Consider the following 19597-nt stretch of genomic DNA (forward strand, 5'->3'; position numbering starts at 1 on the left):
TTTACTTTTTATCTTTCCAAAAATCAGCGTTTTTAATGCCTAATTTTTCTGGGTCAAAAGTAAAGTCGGTAACACCTTCTTTTTGTTGACGCTCATAATCTCTTAATGCAGTAACTGCAGGTTTAGCAACGAAGAAAATAATTAGGATACCGACAATGTTTAACCACGCCATCATACCTACTCCAACGTCACCTAGGCCCCACGCGATATCTGCAGCTTTAACCGTACCGTAAAAGGTCGCTGCCATGATCACTACTTTCAAAATAAACGTTAACGCAGGAATGTTGAAGGTACGTTTGATGTACGCAACGTTATTCTCAGCAATAAAGTAGTACGCAAGAATCGTCGTAAATGCAAAGAAGAACAATGCTAATGCGATAAACGGCTTACCTACGCCTGTTAATACACTTTCAACAGCTATTTGTGTATAAGCAGGACTGTTAGCAGCAATATCACCAGCAACATTCTTAATAATGAAAGATTCACCAGCTGCGTGCACATTGTACGAATCAGTGATTAAAATAATAAATGCCGTTGCAGAACAAACAAATAACGTATCAATGTATACAGAAAATGTCTGTACTAAACCTTGCTGCGCTGGGTGAGCTACTTCAGCAGCTGCCGCCGCATGAGGACCTGTACCTTGCCCTGCTTCGTTAGAATAAACACCACGTTTTACACCCCAACCAATTGCGGCACCAACTCCAGCCATCGGTGAAAATGCGTCACCAACAATCAACATAAACACCGCTGGTAGGCGATCGATATTAAGACCGATAACTACGAACGCAATAATGATGTATGCCAATGCCATGAATGGCACAACGATTTGCGTGAAGTTTGCGATACGTTTAACACCACCAAAGATAATGAAACCTAGCAATACAACAATTGCTGACGCTGTGTAGATCTTCGCAGAACTAATTTGGCCTAACGCCGTATCAATCATAGTGCCTTGGCCAAATGCCATTTCAACGGCATTACCAATTGAATTAGATTGTACTGTTGGAAGTAAAATACCACATGCAATCACGGTCGCTAAGGCAAATAACCATGCGTACCATTTCTGGCCAAGCGCTTTTTCAATATAGTAAGCTGGGCCACCACGGTATAATCCGTCGTGTTCTTCTTTATAAATTTGCGCATTTGTTGATTCAATGTAGGCGGTTGCAGCACCAAAGAAAGCAACGACCCACATCCAGAAAACTGCACCAGGACCACCAAAGCCAATTGCCGCAGCTACACCAGCAATATTACCTGTACCAACACGACCAGATAGTGAAACCGCTAATGCTTGGAATGAAGAGATGCCCTGTTCTGAACTTTTACCTGAAAGCAACAGGCGCCACATCTCTCGAAAGTGACGAAGTTGAACAAAACGTGTAATGATTGAAAAGAAAATACCAGCACCTAAACACAAATAAATTAGCGCTGGACTCCAAATGATGTCATTCAATGACTGAACTAGTTCTAACACAGATACTCCTAGGAATCGTTTTTATTTTTTTTATCGTAAATCGTCAACTACGTGGAAAATCGCCGTTAGAACATCACGTCCAAATAGGCTACTTCTCGTATCAGACCAACCAACATGATGATCTGGCAACAAAATATTATCTTTAAATGGCATTTCAATGGTATAGGCTAAACATTTAAACGTTTCACCAACCCAATTTGAACCAACAGTAAGGTTTGCTTGACCTGGTTCATCTTTATCATAGCCCTTGTCATCTTGGAATTCTGGCGTAATCGCCAACAAGATTTCTTTAAATTTCTCTTCTAGCGCTTTGTGCTTATCGTCATACGAAGGAATCCCTTCACAACCAGCAACAAAATTGTACGGTAACGCTTCGTCACCGTGAATATCCATATGCATATCAACACCCGTTTGATGCATTTTTTCAACAACCAAGAATACCTCTGGACTATTTTCCATGCTCGGCGTTTGCCACTCACGGTTTAAGTTGACACCCTTAGCATTGGTGCGGAGATGACCACGAACACTGCCATCAGGGTTCATATTTGGTACGCAGTAAAACACGGCTTTTTCTAACAACGCACGAGAAACACCATCATCTTCGTCAAGTAAACGATCGATGAAGCCTTCCATAAACCACTCTGCCATGGTTTCACCTGGATGCTGGCGAGCCGTTAGCCAAACGGTTTTCTTGCCTTCGCCCTCTTCACCAATTTTTAATAACGTCATATCACGGCCGTCGAGTGTTTCACCTAACACTTGTAATTGGCAATCTGGAGATAACTGAGCGTTGTGGATAAGATCTTGGTGGCGTTCGTAGCTGTATGGCGCAAAGTAAGCAAAGTAAATACTGTCGTGTTCAGGTTCAAATTCGATGGTTAGCTTGTCACCATCGAAACTCGTTGGTACTCGGAACCAGTATTCTCTGTCATATGATGCGACGGCTTGATAATTGTGCCAGCCTTCTACATAGGCTGACTTACCAGCATTTAGTAGGTGCATCGTTAATGCACTTCTTTCGGTATTGTGAACCTTGAAATGAAACCATTGGTAAAATTCAGATTGATTATCGTGCTCGATTTCTAATTGAATGTTTGCTGGATCTTCGCCATTAAGAACGCGGATGTTTCCGCTGTCGAAATTCGCTGTAATTTGCATAAATTTATTCTTATAAAAAAAACTCGCAAACTAGTGTACACAAACAGGGGGGAGATAAGAAGACGTTATTGTTACTTATACCAAATGAAATAAAGATTTACTCACTCAACAAGAACAAATAGGCATAGAGGCAAGATCGCTGCGTTAATTTACCTGAGGTAAAGTAACTATATCTTTACAAATATTCCCTGCTCTCTCACCTCTTACATAGGGCTTAGACGACTGCAATAATTGCCTCATCTGAAATGAACGTTACAGTGTACGTAAATAAAGACCAAGCTCTGTGCTGTAGCCTAATGATTGAGCAATCACGGCATTATTCTCATCAAGAACGTAATAGCTAGGGTAACCGGTAATTTGAAACGTCGTTTTTATTTCCATATTGCCTAATGCGACAGGAAACGTTAACGCTTTGTCTGCAACAAACTGTTGCACTTCTTCAACATTGTCAAAGTCTAGTGCAATAGCGACAACATCGATATCGCCGCGCTTTAAATAAATATTTTCTAGATTACTAATACTTGCGTGGCAAATTTGACACCATGGTGCGAAAAAATACAGTATTTTCTTTTTTTCATTTGCTGTGATTGGAATCATCTTATCATCAATTGTTGGCAAACTGACAATATCAGACTCAACGGTCGTGTTATCAGACAGCATTGATGACTCTTTGAACATACTAAGCACGTTAAATACCGCAATAAAAAACACAAGTTGGATCGCTAAGCTACGTAACAAAACTAAAAATTTCCTAATAAACTGAATACCACTGATTAGACCTGTACAACCAAATTTTTATTTCTCATTAAATACAAAAAAGGCCAGCATATTGAGCTGACCTTTTTATATTTTAATTTGTAAGTGAGAAATTAACGCTTAGTTCAAAGATGGTTTATCACGCATTGCGCGTTCATGCTTCTTTGACCTTAAACTTGCCACTACGCTCTTATGAGTAAATAATGCTTAATTCGAGGCGAAGTTGCTAATTTATCGTTTTTCATATAATTCGCAACCTCAACAAAGAAGTAAGTGAAATTAATCGTCAGAATTAGCCTATATGAGTTTCGTTACGCATATACGGCTGCAACACCGTTGGGATTTCAATTCGACCATCAGCCAACTGATAGTTTTCTAAAATCGCTACTAACGTACGACCTACCGCTAAACCAGAGCCATTTAATGTATGGACCAATTCTGGCTTATTCGTCTCACTATTGCGGAAACGCGCTTGCATACGACGAGCTTGGAAGTCACCCATGTTTGAACATGAAGAAATCTCTCGGTATGTATTTTGTGCCGGCAACCATACTTCAATGTCAAACGTTTTTGTTGCGCTGAAGCCGATATCACCACTACAAAGCACAACCGTGCGGTATGGTAACTCTAACTTCTCTAAGATCACCTCAGCATGACGTGTTAATTCGTCTAACGCTTTGAATGATTCTTCTGGCTTAACGATTTGTACCATTTCAACTTTGTCGAATTGGTGTTGACGAATCAAACCACGAATGTCACGACCTGATGAACCCGCTTCAGAGCGGAAACAAGGCGTATGCGCAGTCATTTTAATTGGTAACTTATCTTCAGAAACAATATCGTCACGCACTAAGTTAGTTAATGGTACTTCCGCAGTTGGTATCAATGAAAATTGACGGTTCGCTAAATCAGTGTGAAACAAATCTTCACCAAATTTTGGTAATTGACCTGTACCGTATAGTGAGTTGTGATTTACTAAATATGGTACGTACATTTCTTCATAGCCGTGTTCAGCGCTGTGTACATCTAGCATGAATTGCGCAAGCGCACGATGAAGACGCGCTATTTGACCACGCATAACAACAAAACGTGTGCCCGCTAACTTAGCACCCGCTTCGAAGTCTAATCCTTTATCTAAAGCGTTAGCTAAATCAACATGGTCTTTTACGTCAAAGTCGAAGGTCTTTGGTGTGCCCCAGCGACGCACTTCAACGTTATCATCTTCATCAGCACCTTCTGGTACTTCGTCTGATAATAAGTTAGGAATAGCCGACACTAGCTCATCAATCTTCGCCAATACTTGGTTTTGCTCTTCTTTAGCGCTGTCTAATGCACCACCTAACTCATTTACTTGAGCTAGTAATGGTGCAATATCTTCACCACGAGCCTTCGCTTGGCCAATCGATTTTGAACGCGTATTGCGCTCATTTTGTAATTCTTGCGTTTTAACTTGAATCGCTTTACGTTGTTCTTCAAGTTGATTAAATGTTTCAACATCTAACGTAAAACCTCGTTTAGCAAGGTTTTGTGCAATTTCGTCGATGTTGCTTCTAAGCTGTTTTGAGTCAAGCATGTCTTATCACTTGTCGGTTATTTGTTAATGAGTGTCACGAGAAACATTCCTAATGCGGCCGCCATTATACACAAACTGACATTAAGAACTATATTTGTCATCGCTTTTAATAAAAAGCCTTGTTGAAACAATAAGATTGTATCAACGCTAAAGGTAGAAAATGTGGTAAACGCGCCTAAAAAGCCAATACCAATTAAACTTCGATAAACACCTGCTTCAATATGTCCTTGTTCAATCAAACTATATAGCAAACCAAGCAAAAACGAGCCTGCAATATTGACTACTAAGGTCGCATAAGGAAAACCTTTGCCTAATAAGCTAGCTGTTTGCTGATAAACAAAGAATCGTAAGCTTGCGCCAAGGCCACCACCAACAGCAACAGTTAGATAGACTAGATAGCTATTTATACCGTTTGTCATGTGCGTCCTTGTTCAAGTTATCTAGGTATTCACGTTTTTGTTTTAATTGCTTTTCTAACCCTCGCTCAGTTGGATGATAAAAGCGAGTATGGGCAATTTCTGGTGGAAAATAATTTTCACCGGCGGCAAATGCATTTTCTTCATCATGAGCATACCGATATTCTTGCCCATGACCAAGCGATTTTGTAATCGAACTTGTTGAATTTCTTAGATGGATTGGTACTTCAAGGTCAGCGGTTTCTGTAGCTAAGGCTCTTGCCTGCTTAAATGCTGTGTAAACGGCATTACTTTTAGGAGCAAGAGCCATATAAACGGTGGCTTGAGCAATAGCACGTTCGCCTTCAGCTGGCCCTACACGATGGAACGTGTCCCAAGCATTAATAGCAAGTTGCATAGCTCTGGGGTCAGCATTACCGATATCTTCAGAAGCTATCGCTAATAAGCGTCTTGCGACGTATAAGGGATCGCCCCCCGCATTAATAATTCTAGCAAACCAATAGAGCGCGGCATCAGGATCAGAGCCTCGAACCGATTTATGAAAAGCGCTAATGACATCGTAAAATGCATCGCCAGCTTTGTCATACAAAGCGATTTTATCACCTGCAACTTGTGTGATGTTCGCAAGTGAAATGACCTTGGTTTGATTGTCTTCAGGGGCTAACTCAACAGCATTTTCTAAGAGGTTCAAGGTTCTTCTTGCATCACCAGCTGCTAGTGCAATTAACTGCTCAATTGCATTATCATCAATGGAAATGCTTATCGACTCTTTATCAGAGATAAATCTTAGACCACTCTTAATTATTTGCGTTAAATGACCATCTTCTAATTTTTTTAAGGTATACACACGAGTTCTAGACAATATCGCTTTATTCAGCTCAAACGCAGGATTCTCTGTCGTCGCACCAATAAAAACAATAGTACCATCTTCAATGTGCGGCAAAAAAGCGTCTTGTTGTGACTTGTTGAATCGATGAACCTCATCAACAAATAATAACGTGCGCTTATTCTTGTGAATAGCGTTATCTTTTGCCTCATCAATAGCGAGACGAATTTCTTTGATACCGGAGGTTACCGCTGACAATCGTATGATTTCAGCGTTGGCATGATGAGCGATTAATTCCGCGAGTGTCGTTTTACCTGTGCCAGGCGGTCCCCAAAAAATAACAGAATGACACTGCCCTGCCTCGATGGCTACACGTAATGGCTTTCCTTTGCCGAGAATATGTTCCTGACCGATATACTGTTCGAGTGTCTTAGGTCTCAAAATAGCTGCAAGCGGCTGAAATTCACTCGGTATATCCATAGCAAAGTCAAACGAATTATTGACGTTGGTCATCTATATGAGTGCCTTCAGGGATAGAAAAATCGTAGATGGTTGCTTTGCTGGCGCTTGAGCCACGCATCGCCAATGTAATTTCACTGACTTGGCCTGTTGCATCAAATATGAGTAATTGGTCCAGGCGTTCGTTATCAAACTTTAATTGCAATGACTTCACATGACTTTGTTCGTCAAGCGATTCAATCACAAATGAAGATTCAACTTGGATGACACGATATCCGTCCCATAACGTCTCATTGTTACTGCTTAACAGTAATATCGGTGTGTTGGCCAACGCCTGATCAAAATCATACACACTGACTTGCTCGATAAATGGATCGTAAAACCAAAGCGTTTCACCATTCGCTATGATGAGTGTTTCATCAGGGCTTGTCGTGTGCCAATTCACTTTATTCGGTTTTTCTACCGTTAATTGACCTTCTCCATTGGCAATAACCTGGCCTTCACTATCAATCACTCGTTGAATAAAATCCGCCGAAAACCCATCTATTGTGGCGAGTTTAGCCTGCAACGCTTGTTTTGCCGATATCTGGTGTTCTGGATTTACCTTTACACCAACATCAATTGCGTTATTCGCCATAACACTCGGGCTAGGAACTTGAAAGAGAACCCCGAAAAATGCAGATAACAATAATTTTTTCATAACTATCCTAAATACAACTTAGGCTTTTACTGGAGGCGGTGCTAGTACTTCACGTGCTCCGTTGTGCCCTGGTGCACTTACGACACCTTGTAATTCCATTTGTTCAATAATTCGGGCCGCGCGATTGTAACCAATTCTGAATTTACGCTGTACACCAGAAATTGAAGCACGACGACTTTCCGTAACAAAAGCCAATGCTTCATCATAAAGTGTATCTAACTCTTCTTCAGCACCACCTTCTGCTTGTTCACCAGGCAATAAAATTTCTTGCTCACTCTCACCAGACAAGATTTCGTCAAGGTAGTTAGGCTCTCCACGTTGCTTCCAATCGCTTACAACGGCATGAACTTCATGATCATCTACGAATGCACCGTGAACACGTGTCGGCACACCAGTACCTGGAGGTAAATAAAGCATGTCACCTTGACCTAGTAGCTGCTCAGCACCTTGTTGGTCAAGAATAGTTCTAGAGTCTATACGAGACGATACTTGGAATGCCATACGCGTCGGGATATTCGCTTTAATCAAACCAGTAATCACATCTACCGATGGGCGCTGCGTCGCTAACACAAGGTGAATACCTGCTGCACGAGCTTTTTGCGCGATACGAGCGATAAGTTCTTCAACTTTTTTACCGACGATCATCATCATGTCAGCAAATTCGTCAACAACCACAACGATACTTGGCAGTTTATCTAATTCCGGCGCAGTTTCGTCCATCGAGTCGCCCGGTTTCCATAGCGGATCGGTTAGCGGTGCTCCATCAGCTTTTGCTTGTTCAACTTTCTGGTTAAAGCCCTTTAAATTTCGGACGCCCATGGCCGACATTAGCTTATATCGGCGCTCCATTTCACCCACACACCAACGCAACGCATTAGCGGCTTCTTTCATATCTGTTACAACTTCAGCTAATAGGTGAGGAATACCTTCATAAACCGATAATTCAAGCATTTTAGGGTCGATCATTATTAATCGAACCTCTTCTGGCGTCGCCTTATAAAGCAAGCTCAAAATCATGGTATTCACGCCAACAGACTTACCAGAGCCGGTTGTACCAGCAACGAGTAAATGTGGCATTTTCGCTAAGTCAACAACCACTGGGTCACCGGCAATGTCCTTACCGAGTACCATAGTTAACGGTGATTGGCTCTCAACAAATTTATTACATGAAATGACTTCGCTTAATCTAACGATTTCGCGATGCTTGTTTGGTAACTCGAGACCAATTACCGACTTGCCAGGAATAACTTCAACAACGCGAACACTTATCGCGGACAATGCTCTTGCTAAATCTTTTGATAAATTCGTAATTTTGCTTACTTTTACACCAGGAGCGAGATCTAATTCAAAACGAGTTATCACTGGACCTGGAAAAACTGAAACGACTTGTGCTTGAATATTAAAATCTAATAATTTGGCTTCAACTAAACGGCTTACATTATCAAGATCTTCCTGATTAATTGGGTTTTCAGCTTTGTCGGGACGATCAAGTAATTCAATAGAAGGCATGCCCTGATATTTATCAACGGGTGCAATACTCTGACTATTTGCTGTAGCTGGTGCAGGGCTCGATATCTCACCCTGCCCCTCCGGCATTTCAATTACCGGTGGTTTTTCAAATGCTGCGGCAATTTCTTCTTCACTCACATGCTCTTGAACTGGTGCCATTACAGGCCCATCGATGAGTTCATCAATCTCAACAAACCCATCATCATGTTGAGAAATTGTAGGCTCGCTTCGATTAATTGCGTCAAACGCCTCTTTGATATCCAGTTGAGGCTCAAGGGCTTCTTTAATTGGATCTTCAGCGGGGAAGTCTTCAAAGCTAACTTCGGTCAGCTCCTCTTCAACTTTCTTCTTATTAGGCCCATTTTCAGATGGGTTAGGTGCAAACTTTTCTTTCAAGTAACTTGGCAATTGAACTAAATATAGTGCCCCCATAATGGTGTATTGGCCGATACCGTCAATAATATTCAACCACGAATATCCTGTTAACAGCACAAATCCGACGGCTATAAATAACAAGTAGAAAAGTGTTGTGCCAACAAATGACAGATAAGGCAACAGCGCATTACTAAAGATGTCGCCAATAATACCACCCGCTGAAAAGTAATAGACATCGTCAAAATTCATGCTAGCAATTGCAGTCAAGCCAATAAACAGCATTAAGAAACCTAGGATTTTTAAGCCTAATGTCAAATAATCCAGTTCCATTAAACGATGATATCGTTGAAACAATAACCAACCCGTTATCGCCAAAACAAATGGTAACGAATAGGCTATCCAACCAAATGTATTAAGCAAAACATCCGATAAATATGCCCCTACTGCCCCACCTAAATTACGAATAGGCGACTGATACCCGGTCTGTGACCAACCTGGGTCTGCAGGGTCAAAGCTAAATAATACGACCATCAAATATAAGGCGAAAACACACGATACGAGCATACCTGCTTCTAGCAAGCGTTGAATGCCCGTTAATTTTGGAGATTGTTGAGAGGGTTGTTCTGACAAAAGTTTAACCATGAGCAAATTATTATTCTATATGCTGTATAAATTACCATGATTTGAGTAACACGCAAATGATTAATACCAATCCCATAAAGTTTTTGTTCACTCAGCGAGAAATTAAAGACTTACAGGGTTTGGTATCAGCGCAAGATGGGTAAATGATTGGTTGATTTTACCTCTTCCATTACAACATAAGTTCTGCTTTCACTCACTGCTGGCAGCCTTAATAGGGTATCACCGAGTAACTTTCGGTAGGCTGCCATATCCGCGACTCGTGTTTTTAGTAAAAAATCAAAATTACCAGAAACCAAATGGCATTCCTGGATAACATCGATGTTGTGAACCGCTTTTGAAAATTCGTCAAATACATCGGGGCTGGTTTTTGTTAGTGTAATTTCCACAATAACCAAAAGCGCGGCTTCAAGTAACTCGGGGTTCAATACTGCCGTATAGCCCGAAATATAATTTTCACTCTCTAATCGTTTAACCCTTTCTAAACAAGGTGTAGGGCTTAACCCTACCCGCTTAGACAGTTCTACATTAGAAAGGCGACCATTTTTTTGTAACTCGACTAAAATGTTTTTATCAATGCGATCAAGTTTCTTGTTTTGCTTAGATAAGGGCATATACAAAAACCTACAAAACCAAATTTAAGCAGGATTATATGCTAAAAAACTTCGATATTCGAGAGTATATTCTACTTAAATATCACTATACTAGTCACAAATATTAACTATGAGATTTTAACAAATGATTATTGGTGTTCCTAAAGAGATAAAAAACCACGAGTACCGCGTAGGTATGGTACCTGCAAGTGTACGTGAAGTAATTAATCACGGCCACAGCGTATTCGTTGAAACTAATGCAGGTGCTGGCATTGGCTTTACTGACCAAGACTATGTAGATGCAGGTGCAACTATCTTAAACACTGCTGAAGAAGTTTTTGCGCAATCAGAGATGATTGTAAAAGTAAAAGAGCCTCAAGCAGTAGAACGCGCAATGCTTCGTGAAGGCCAAATCTTATTCACATACTTACACTTAGCACCAGACTTACCACAAACTCAAGACTTAGTGAAAAGTAAAGCTATCTGTATCGCTTATGAAACAGTAACTGACAACCACGGTGGCCTACCACTATTAGCGCCAATGTCTGAAGTTGCTGGTCGCATGTCAATTCAAGCAGGTGCTCAAGCATTAGAAAAATCTAACGCTGGCCGAGGTATGTTATTGGGCGGTGTACCAGGTGTAGAGCCAGCTAAAGTAGTCGTTATCGGTGGCGGTATGGTTGGTAACAACGCTGCGCAAATGGCTGTAGGTATGGGTGCAAACGTTGTTGTTTTAGACCGTAACATCAACGTATTACGTAAGTTAGATGCGCAGTTTGGTAACAAAATTCAAGCAGTTTACTCGACGACTGATGCATTAGAAAAACACGTTTTAGAAGCTGATTTAGTTATCGGTGGTGTATTGATTCCAGGTGCAGCTGCGCCTAAATTAGTAACCAAAGAGCACATCGCTAAGATGAAGCCAGGTTCAGCAATTGTTGACGTTGCTATTGACCAAGGTGGTTGTATTGAAACGTCTACACCAACGACTCACGCAGAACCAACGTACATTGTAGATGATGTCGTTCACTACTGTGTAGCAAACATGCCTGGCGCCGTGCCACGCACGTCTACATTTGCATTGAACAACGCAACGTTGCCGTACATTATTCAATTAGCGAATAAAGGTTACCAAAAAGCACTATTAGACGATAAGCACCTATTGAATGGTCTTAACGTGATTAATGGTCAAGTAACAGTTAAAGAAGTTGCTGAAAACCTTGGTTTCGAATACACAGATCCAGGTGTAGCGTTACTTAACGCATAATATAGCGCCAATACCTTTTGAGGTATTACTGTAAATAAAAACGTGCACTTTATAAGTTGCACGTTTTTTTTTACTTAAAAAGTTATTTTACCCACTTGAACAAATCACTTACGATCCCAATAGTTTATCTATCGTAAGAAATTCTTTTTGGAGTATCACATGAGTGAAGCAAGACATTGCCCACTATTAATCCTAGGTTCTGGCCCGGCGGGCTACACTGCGGCGGTATATGCTGCACGTGCTAACTTAAACCCAGTAATGATCACAGGTATGCAACAAGGTGGTCAGTTAACAACAACCACTGAAGTTGAAAACTGGCCAGGTGATGCGAACGACTTAACAGGTCCTGACTTAATGGTTCGTATGCAACAACATGCCGAAAAATTTGATACAGAAATTATTTTCGATCATATCGAAGAAGTAGACCTAGAGTCTCGTCCTTTCAAATTAAAAGGTAATGAAGAGTACACTTGTGACGCATTAATCATTTGTACGGGCGCATCAGCACAATACCTTGGCTTGCCTTCAGAAGAAGCCTTCATGGGTAAAGGTGTATCAGCATGTGCTACATGTGACGGTTTCTTCTACCGCAATCAAAAAGTTGCAGTTGTTGGTGGTGGTAATACGGCTGTAGAAGAAGCGCTTTACTTATCAAACATTGCTTCAGAAGTTCATTTAGTACACCGTCGTGATACATTCCGTTCTGAAAAGATTTTAACTCAGCGTCTTATGGACAAAGTTGAAAATGGCAATATCGTACTTCATTTAGAACGTACTTTAGACGAAGTATTAGGTGACGATATGGGCGTTACTGGTGTTCGTTTGAAAGACACTAACTCTGACGCGACAGAAGAGTTTGATGTATCAGGCGTATTTATCGCTATCGGTCACAAACCAAATACAGACATCTTCAAAGGTCAATTAGACATGAAAGATGGCTACTTAACGATTCAAAGTGGTACCAACGGTAATGCAACACAAACAAGTGTTGAAGGTGTCTTTGCTGCAGGTGACGTAGCTGACCATATCTACCGTCAAGCAATTACATCAGCAGGTGCTGGTTGTATGGCCGCTCTTGACGCTGAGCGTTACCTCGACGCTAAAGCATAATCATCGATGAGCCAGACACTTTATTTTCTCAATGAAAGTAGTCTGGCTTTTCCCGATCTTTCCTTCGCACTTTCTGAACCAAATGGCTTACTAGCCTTAGGTGGTAATTTAACCCCTGAGCGACTGGTTGAAGCGTATGCTAATGGTATATTTCCATGGTACAGTGATGATGAACCGATCATGTGGTGGTCTCCAGATCCACGAGCCATTATTCCTACCGATGAAATCTACATCAATAAGACGCTAAGAAAATTTCTTAAAAAGTCATCATACACAGTCACTGTAAATAAAGCTTTTAATGACGTCATTGCCTATTGTGCAGACGCTCCTTTTCGCACAGAAGAGACTTGGATAGTCGACGACATGATGACAGCATATCGACAACTTCATCAATTAGGTCATGCCCACTCTATCGAAGTATGGCAAGACGATAAATTAGTTGGCGGACTCTACGGCGTTGCGATCAATGGTTTTTTCTCTGGAGAATCTATGTTCTATAACGCGAGTAATGCGTCAAAAGTCGCATTAATTAGCCTTGCTCAATTACTCAAAGAACAGGGAATAACATTCATTGATTGCCAGATAAATAATCCGTTTCTTGAAAGCATGGGCGCTATTGAAATTTCACGAGATGAGTTTGTTCGTTTAAAACAAAAAGCGATAAATACTATGGTACCTGATAACGTTTGGCTTCCACGTCAGCTATACTTACCGCTATGACTAGTTCAAACTTAACCTTTGGTGTTACTAGAGACTTTCCATGTAGCTACCTCAAAGGCGAGCAAGAAAAACTATTAATCGCGGTTGATGAACGACTTCATAATCCGCAGAATTATGGTTGGTTAATGGCGAATGGTTTTCGCCGAAGTGGTGATCAAATCTATCGGCCAAACTGCCCTACCTGCAACGCTTGTCAGTCAATTCGAATAATCACTAATGAGTTCAAACCAAGTAAAAGTCAAAAGCGTTTATTGAAAAAAAATAAAGGCTTTTTCATGACCATTAGTGATAGCTTTCAAGAAAACTATTTCCCGCTGTTTGAACGGTATATCAACACATTGCATAATGACGGCTCTATGTATCCGGCATCTGAAGAGCAGTTCTACTCCTTTTTAAGATGCAGCGTATCCTCTCAGTTATTCGTTGAAATATGGCATGAAGACTCGTTAGTCAGTGTCGCAGTTACCGATTCATTGGCTGACTCATTATCCGCAGTTTATACTTTTTACGAACCAAGCTACCGAAAACATTCGATGGGCATGTATTCAATCATGCAACAAATTGAGTTATGTCGAAAATTAGCAAAACCCTATTTATATCTTGGCTACCAAATAGATGACTGTCAAAAAATGAATTACAAAACGAAATTCGCCCCTTATCAGCGTTTTATTGATAATAACTGGCAAACTGTTAAATAAATAGTCGCTTTGACTTTACATTAGCTAACTATTTCGGCATGATCTGCGCAGTTTTTATTTATTAAAATTTAGAGGTCACGCGCCCAATGGCGAAAGAAGAAAATATTGAAATGCAAGGTACGGTTTTAGAAACCTTACCAAATACTATGTTCCGTGTTGAATTAGAAAATGGACACGTTGTTACTGCTCACATCTCAGGTAAAATGCGCAAAAACTACATTCGTATTTTAACTGGTGACAAAGTAACGGTTGAGTTAACGCCTTACGACTTATCAAAAGGCCGCATTATTTTCCGTGCCCGCTAAGATTAGCAAATAAAAAAGCTCGCCTAATGCGAGCTTTTTTATTGGATTTAAAATTTAAAATGAGCACCTAGGTGCTCATTTTTGTTGTTCGTGTATTAATTTTCAACCAACTCTTTTTTAGGCTCAACTTTAATCACCAACTCATTTTTTGCTACGTTTACCTTAGCAACGCCGCCCTGAGTCAAATCACCAAATAGTAATTCATTTGCCAACGGTTTTTTCAGTTTTTCTGAAATCAACCGTGCCATCGGGCGCGCCCCCATTGCTTTGTCGTAACCATTATTTGCTAACCACTGTTTCGCATCACGCGTTAGCTCTAATGAAACACCCTTTTGATCAAGCTGTGCTTGTAGTTCAACAATAAACTTATCAATAACTTGAGAAATAACCTCCGGCGACAAGTGGTTAAACCATACAATGTTGTCCAAACGATTTCTAAACTCTGGTGAAAATACCTTATTAATTTCATCCATTGCATCGTAACTGTGATCTTGTTGCTTAAAGCCAATACTCTGTTTGGTTGTCTCGGTTACACCCGCATTAGTCGTTAATACCAAAATAACATTTCTAAAATCAGCTTTACGACCATTGTTATCAGTCAAGGTACCATGATCCATAACCTGTAATAGAATATTAAAGACATCGCTATGCGCTTTTTCAATTTCATCAAGTAAAACCACTGAGTGTGGATGTTTGATGACAGAATCGGTCAATAGACCGCCTTGCTCATAACCAACATAACCAGGAGGTGCACCAATTAATCGGCTAACTGCATGCTTTTCCATATATTCAGACATGTCAAAACGAAGGAATTCAACGCCTAATAATGTGGCTAATTGCTTAGTGACTTCGGTTTTACCTACACCCGTTGGACCAGCAAACAAGAATGAACCGATGGGTTTTTCTTCGTTACCTAAGCCTGAACGTGATAATCGGATAACAGACGTCAAATCATCAATTGCGTGATCTTGACCAAACACTAACATCTTCAAGTTACGATCAATGGTCTTAAGGTTATCTTTTTCAGAAGATGACACGCTTTTCTCAGGAATTCGCGCCATTTTCGCAACGATAGTTTCGATATCATTATCTTTAATAACCTTCTTACGCTTGCTAGCAGCAACTAATTGTTGTTTAGCACCAGCCTCGTCAATAATATCAATCGCTTTATCCGGCAAGAAGCGTTCATTAATGTACTTGTCCGCAAGTGATGCAGCTGCTTTTAGCGCTTTATTTGTATAGCGAATACCATGGTGCGCTTCATATTTTTCTTTCAAACCTTGAAGTATCTTAGTTGTATCTTCAACGCTTGGTTCAGTTACATCAATTTTCTGGAATCGGCGTGCTAGCGCTCGGTCTTTCTCAAAAATACTCTGATACTCTTGGTAAGTTGTCGAACCAATACAACGCAACTTACCTGACGAAAGCATAGGTTTTAATAAGTTAGACGCATCCATCATGCCACCTGAAGCAGCACCTGCACCAATAATGGTGTGAATTTCGTCAATAAACAAAATTGCGTTATCGTCTTTTTCTAAATCTTTTAATAGTGCTTTGAAACGCTTCTCAAAATCACCGCGATATTTTGTTCCTGCCAACAATGCGCCCATATCAAGTGAATAAATAGTCGCATCCGCAAGAAACTCAGGAACATCTTCAGAAACAACTAAATTAGCTAGACCTTCTGCTATTGCTGTTTTACCTACACCTGCCTCTCCGACATATAACGGATTATTCTTGCGACGACGACTGAGTACTTGGAGTGTGCGTTCTAATTCACTCTCGCGACCAATCAACGGGTCAATATTACCTTTAGCGGCTTCTTCATTTAAGTTAACTGAGAAGTTTTCTACTGTACGCGGCTCTTCTTCACTCTGAATTGTTTGCTCGTCATGTTGCGGCGTTTCGTGCTGAGCATTTTTTGCAATTCCATGAGAGATGAAATTGACAATATCTAACCGTGAGATATCTAGCTTTTTAAGAAAGTAAACGGCTTGTGATTCTTGCTCACTAAAGATTGCGACTAGGACATTCGAGCCATTCACCTCAGACTTACCTGAAGATTGAACATGAAAGACAGCGCGCTGTAATACTCGCTGAAAACCAAGAGTTGGCTGAGTCTCACGTTCTTCTTCCCCGTCAGGGATGACAGGTGTTGTTTCTTCAATAAATGACTTCAACTCATTTTTGAGTTGTGACATATCAGCACCACATGCACTGAGTGTTTCGGTAGCTGACGGGTTGTCCAGTAAAGCAAGTAATAAGTGCTCTACCGTCATAAATTCATGACGATGCTCTTTCGCATCTCTAAACGCTAAATTTAATGATATTTCTAAATCTTTATTTAACATAAGTTACTCCAATAAACCTTATGAATTCACGCCTTTTCCATTCCACACTTGAGTGGATGTTCATGTTCAAGGGCATAATTGCACACTTGGCTAACTTTGGTTTCTGCGACTTCGGCCGTAAATGTTCCACAACTTGCCTGGCCTTTATAATGTACGTTTAACATGATGTCAGTGGCTTGCTCCATATTCATGTTAAAAAACTTTTTTAATACTTCAACGACAAAATCCATTGGTGTGTAATCATCGTTGTACAAAATTACGTTATACATTGATGGCGGTTGAAGCTTATTTTTTACTTGCTCATCAAGGGCTTCGCCATGTTGGGTTGATGAATTCCAAATGCTCATATTTATATAATAGTCTTAACTTTAGTGTTTACGCCATCAAGAATGCAAAGATATTCGCAAAAAATTAATAAGTTTTTAACAAAAACTCTTGACTAATTTTTAATATTATCTACGATTTCTTATGTGGCTAAAATTTAGCCATAGGCTGTGTTGTTTATGCCGATAGACACAGCATAACTAATTACCGAAGGATTTAGAAGGAAGTTGATGTATGGCTCACGGTACAGTTAAATGGTTTAACAATGCAAAAGGGTTTGGTTTCATTCGTCCTGACGACGGCGGCGAAGATATTTTTGCGCATTACTCGACAATTCAAATGGACGGCTACCGAACGCTAAAAGCAGGCCAAGACGTTAATTATGAGTTAAATGAAGGTCCAAAGGGTCACCATGCAGCAAGCATTACACCTGTAGGAACTCCTAGCGAAGAATAACGAAATCTCGGAATTATAAAAAAAACACAGTATGAACTGTGTTTTTTTATGCCTAGCGTTTTGACTATGTTAAGAGCATATTTTTACATATGCTCAATAATACAGTCACCGAACTCGCTACATGTAACAAGTGTTGCGCCTGTCATTAAGCGCTCGAAATCATAAGTAACCGTTTTCGCGCCAATCGCGCCTGACATGCCTTTAAGTAACAAGTCTGCCGCTTCAACCCACCCCATGTGTCTTAACATCATTTCAGCAGAAAGAATTACAGAACCAGGGTTTACTTTATTTTGACCAGCATATTTTGGTGCTGTTCCGTGTGTCGCCTCAAAAACAGCGACGCCATCACCAATATTTGCACCTGGTGCAATACCAATACCACCAACCTGAGCAGCTAATGCATCTGACAAGTAGTCACCGTTTAAGTTAAGTGTTGCAATTACACTGTATTCTTCAGGTCTAAGTAATACTTGTTGTAACATCGCATCGGCAATGACATCTTTGATCACAATCTCTTTACCAGTGTTTGGATTGGTTACCGAGCACCATGGTCCCCCATCAATTAGCTCACCACCAAACTCATCACGTGCTAATTCATAGCCCCAATCTTTGAATGCACCTTCCGTAAACTTCATAATGTTGCCTTTATGTACCAAGGTTACGGAATCCCTGTTGTTATCGATGGCATACTGAATTGCTTGACGAACAAGACGCTGCGTTCCTTCCTTCGAAACGGGCTTAATGCCAATACCACAATCTTTTTCAAAACGAATTTTATTCACACCCATATCGTTTTTCAAAAATTCGATTACTCGCTCAGCTTGCTCGGTGCCCGCCTGATATTCAATTCCTGCATAAATATCTTCCGAGTTCTCGCGAAAGATAACCATATCAACAGATTCAGGGTGTTTTACTGGACTAGGAACACCAGTAAACCATTGCACAGGACGTTGACATACATATAAATCTAATACTTGTCTCAGCGCCACATTTAGTGAACGAATACCACCGCCAACAGGTGTCGTTAATGGGCCTTTAATACCAACTTTGTATTGTTTAAACAATTCCAATGTTTCGTCAGGCAACCAAGTTTCCGAATCATAGAGTGCTGTTGCTTTCTCACCAGCATAGACTTCCATCCAGTGGATCTCACGCTCACCTTGATAAGCCTTGGCCACAGCTGCATTGACAACTTTGATCATCGGCGGCGTAACATCCACGCCAATGCCATCGCCTTCAATATATGGAATGATAGGATTATGTGGAACTATTAAGCGGCCATTATCTAATTGAATAGTTTGACCTTCTTGTGGAATCGTTACTTGTGACGTCATAACAACTCTCCCATTGATTGACTAGTGAATATTCAGGTTTCATACACCTGTATGAATAACCTAAACGATTAAGAGTAAATACACTAATCATTACAAATGCATAATGAGAATAAACGAAGTGAATGATGCAAAAACTGAAAAATGGTTTACGCCCTCTCCAGCCCTAATATCAAAACCCTTTATAAGCCCAGTTTATATAACATCTATGTCTAATGATCTTGGGATTTCAGACTAAACTTAAAAAGGTGGTCACATTCTTTGGAGGTGCTATGACTTCAGTATGGACTAATCATGCTAGACACCTAGCAGAACTGGTTAATAGTAACAAGGACACGCAAGCGCATTTGTATTTAGAACAAATGATGCTATTTCCCGTTGATATTCAAGATAGAATTATTGAAGACATCAGTCGGCTCGAGCATTGTACAAACGAAGCCGTTGCAGAAATCATTCAGCAACATTCATACCTGCCGTTGCGTTAATTTAGAAACAAATCTCAAGGTTAACCTTCCAATACATTCACATACTAGTACGGTGTTGCTGAATGTATT

The 19597-nt window shown here is 40.5% G+C and carries 19 protein-coding genes; 7 read left to right on the plus strand and 12 right to left on the minus strand.

Annotation, left to right across the window (positions count from 1 at the left end):
- Position 1: 1 nt before the first annotated feature.
- The 9 genes from QQK05_RS08205 to lrp form a co-directional block, all read right to left on the minus strand.
- On the minus strand, positions 2-1477 hold the full coding sequence (locus QQK05_RS08205; protein WP_284297464.1) for an alanine/glycine:cation symporter family protein: 1476 nt from the start codon (positions 1475-1477) through the stop codon (positions 2-4).
- 30 nt (positions 1478-1507) lie between these two features.
- Complete coding sequence (locus tag QQK05_RS08210; protein WP_284297466.1) at positions 1508-2635, minus strand: M14 family metallopeptidase; 1128 nt, start codon at positions 2633-2635, stop codon at positions 1508-1510.
- Between the two features lie 252 nt (positions 2636-2887).
- Positions 2888-3373 carry a TlpA family protein disulfide reductase gene (locus QQK05_RS08215; protein WP_284297468.1) on the minus strand — a complete coding sequence of 162 codons (486 nt, stop codon included), beginning with the start codon at positions 3371-3373 and terminating at the stop codon, positions 2888-2890.
- Positions 3374-3683: 310 nt separating this feature from the next.
- Positions 3684-4964 (minus strand): serine--tRNA ligase, encoded by a 1281-nt coding sequence (gene serS, locus QQK05_RS08220; RefSeq protein ID WP_284297470.1) that lies wholly within the window; start codon positions 4962-4964, stop codon positions 3684-3686.
- Positions 4965-4981: 17 nt separating this feature from the next.
- Complete coding sequence (gene crcB, locus QQK05_RS08225) at positions 4982-5383, minus strand: fluoride efflux transporter CrcB (RefSeq protein WP_284297472.1); 402 nt, start codon at positions 5381-5383, stop codon at positions 4982-4984.
- On the minus strand, positions 5364-6719 hold the full coding sequence (locus QQK05_RS08230) for a replication-associated recombination protein A (RefSeq protein WP_284297474.1): 1356 nt from the start codon (positions 6717-6719) through the stop codon (positions 5364-5366). Before QQK05_RS08230 ends, crcB begins: the two co-directional genes overlap by 20 nt.
- Positions 6703-7365: an outer membrane lipoprotein chaperone LolA gene (lolA, locus tag QQK05_RS08235; protein ID WP_284297476.1), complete on the minus strand. Its 663-nt coding sequence runs from the start codon at positions 7363-7365 to the stop codon at positions 6703-6705. Before lolA ends, QQK05_RS08230 begins: the two co-directional genes overlap by 17 nt.
- 18 nt (positions 7366-7383) lie before the next feature.
- Entirely contained in the window at positions 7384-9813 is a 2430-nt protein-coding gene (locus tag QQK05_RS08240) for a DNA translocase FtsK (RefSeq protein ID WP_407704876.1), read from the minus strand.
- 203 nt (positions 9814-10016) lie between these two features.
- Positions 10017-10502, minus strand: a complete 486-nt coding sequence (lrp, locus tag QQK05_RS08245; protein ID WP_284297479.1) for a leucine-responsive transcriptional regulator Lrp — start codon at positions 10500-10502, stop codon at positions 10017-10019.
- Between the two features lie 124 nt (positions 10503-10626).
- Between lrp and ald the strand changes: the two genes are divergently transcribed.
- The 5 genes from ald (at position 10627) to infA (ending at position 14581) form a co-directional block, all read left to right on the plus strand.
- Positions 10627-11748, plus strand: coding sequence for an alanine dehydrogenase (gene ald, locus QQK05_RS08250; RefSeq protein WP_284297481.1), 1122 nt, complete (start codon positions 10627-10629; stop codon positions 11746-11748).
- A 159-nt stretch (positions 11749-11907) separates the two neighbouring features.
- Positions 11908-12858, plus strand: a complete 951-nt coding sequence (trxB, locus tag QQK05_RS08255; protein ID WP_284297484.1) for a thioredoxin-disulfide reductase — start codon at positions 11908-11910, stop codon at positions 12856-12858.
- Between the two features lie 6 nt (positions 12859-12864).
- Entirely contained in the window at positions 12865-13578 is a 714-nt protein-coding gene (gene aat, locus QQK05_RS08260) for a leucyl/phenylalanyl-tRNA--protein transferase (RefSeq protein WP_284297486.1), read from the plus strand.
- The gene (locus tag QQK05_RS08265; RefSeq protein WP_284297488.1) at positions 13575-14276 is read left to right on the plus strand and encodes an arginyltransferase; all 702 of its coding nucleotides are present in this window, start codon (positions 13575-13577) and stop codon (positions 14274-14276) included. The genes aat and QQK05_RS08265 overlap by 4 nt, the downstream gene beginning before the upstream one ends.
- Before the next feature lie 86 nt (positions 14277-14362).
- Complete coding sequence (infA, locus tag QQK05_RS08270) at positions 14363-14581, plus strand: translation initiation factor IF-1 (protein ID WP_093328826.1); 219 nt, start codon at positions 14363-14365, stop codon at positions 14579-14581.
- A gap of 95 nt (positions 14582-14676) precedes the next feature.
- On the opposite strand, the gene clpA is transcribed toward infA, so the two are convergent.
- Together clpA and clpS are read right to left on the minus strand one after the other, a co-directional pair.
- A complete protein-coding gene (clpA, locus tag QQK05_RS08275) occupies positions 14677-16932 on the minus strand; it encodes an ATP-dependent Clp protease ATP-binding subunit ClpA (protein WP_284297496.1) in 2256 nt (751 codons plus the stop codon).
- Between the two features lie 26 nt (positions 16933-16958).
- On the minus strand, positions 16959-17279 hold the full coding sequence (gene clpS, locus QQK05_RS08280) for an ATP-dependent Clp protease adapter ClpS (protein ID WP_284297499.1): 321 nt from the start codon (positions 17277-17279) through the stop codon (positions 16959-16961).
- A 211-nt stretch (positions 17280-17490) separates the two neighbouring features.
- Between clpS and cspD the strand changes: the two genes are divergently transcribed.
- Positions 17491-17712 carry a cold shock domain-containing protein CspD gene (cspD, locus tag QQK05_RS08285; RefSeq protein WP_284297501.1) on the plus strand — a complete coding sequence of 74 codons (222 nt, stop codon included), beginning with the start codon at positions 17491-17493 and terminating at the stop codon, positions 17710-17712.
- An 83-nt stretch (positions 17713-17795) separates the two neighbouring features.
- Here the strand turns inward: cspD and icd are convergent, their stop codons facing one another.
- Positions 17796-19046, minus strand: a complete 1251-nt coding sequence (gene icd / locus QQK05_RS08290; RefSeq protein ID WP_284297503.1) for an NADP-dependent isocitrate dehydrogenase — start codon at positions 19044-19046, stop codon at positions 17796-17798.
- A gap of 269 nt (positions 19047-19315) precedes the next feature.
- Here icd and QQK05_RS08295 point away from each other — a divergent pair, with 269 nt between their 5' ends.
- Positions 19316-19528, plus strand: a complete 213-nt coding sequence (locus QQK05_RS08295; RefSeq protein WP_284297505.1) for a hypothetical protein — start codon at positions 19316-19318, stop codon at positions 19526-19528.
- The last annotated feature ends 69 nt before the right edge of the window (positions 19529-19597 follow it).

This window comes from Thalassotalea loyana (genome assembly GCF_030161435.1).
Classification (GTDB): Bacteria; Pseudomonadota; Gammaproteobacteria; order Enterobacterales; family Alteromonadaceae; genus Thalassotalea_G; species Thalassotalea_G loyana.

Coding starts and splice junctions, on each gene's coding strand:
- lolA (WP_284297476.1), bottom strand. CDS start 7,365: ATGAAAAAATTATTGTTATCTGCATTTTTCGGGGTTCTCTTTCAAGTT.
- QQK05_RS08240 (WP_407704876.1), bottom strand. CDS start 9,813: ATGCTCGTATCGTGTGTTTTCGCCTTATATTTGATGGTCGTATTATTT.
- icd (WP_284297503.1), bottom strand. CDS start 19,046: ATGACGTCACAAGTAACGATTCCACAAGAAGGTCAAACTATTCAATTA.
- infA (WP_093328826.1), top strand. CDS start 14,363: ATGGCGAAAGAAGAAAATATTGAAATGCAAGGTACGGTTTTAGAAACC.
- aat (WP_284297486.1), top strand. CDS start 12,865: ATGAGCCAGACACTTTATTTTCTCAATGAAAGTAGTCTGGCTTTTCCC.
- cspD (WP_284297501.1), top strand. CDS start 17,491: ATGGCTCACGGTACAGTTAAATGGTTTAACAATGCAAAAGGGTTTGGT.
- clpA (WP_284297496.1), bottom strand. CDS start 16,932: ATGTTAAATAAAGATTTAGAAATATCATTAAATTTAGCGTTTAGAGAT.
- QQK05_RS08230 (WP_284297474.1), bottom strand. CDS start 6,719: ATGACCAACGTCAATAATTCGTTTGACTTTGCTATGGATATACCGAGT.
- QQK05_RS08210 (WP_284297466.1), bottom strand. CDS start 2,635: ATGCAAATTACAGCGAATTTCGACAGCGGAAACATCCGCGTTCTTAAT.
- lrp (WP_284297479.1), bottom strand. CDS start 10,502: ATGCCCTTATCTAAGCAAAACAAGAAACTTGATCGCATTGATAAAAAC.
- crcB (WP_284297472.1), bottom strand. CDS start 5,383: ATGACAAACGGTATAAATAGCTATCTAGTCTATCTAACTGTTGCTGTT.
- serS (WP_284297470.1), bottom strand. CDS start 4,964: ATGCTTGACTCAAAACAGCTTAGAAGCAACATCGACGAAATTGCACAA.
- trxB (WP_284297484.1), top strand. CDS start 11,908: ATGAGTGAAGCAAGACATTGCCCACTATTAATCCTAGGTTCTGGCCCG.
- ald (WP_284297481.1), top strand. CDS start 10,627: ATGATTATTGGTGTTCCTAAAGAGATAAAAAACCACGAGTACCGCGTA.
- QQK05_RS08295 (WP_284297505.1), top strand. CDS start 19,316: ATGACTTCAGTATGGACTAATCATGCTAGACACCTAGCAGAACTGGTT.
- clpS (WP_284297499.1), bottom strand. CDS start 17,279: ATGAGCATTTGGAATTCATCAACCCAACATGGCGAAGCCCTTGATGAG.
- QQK05_RS08265 (WP_284297488.1), top strand. CDS start 13,575: ATGACTAGTTCAAACTTAACCTTTGGTGTTACTAGAGACTTTCCATGT.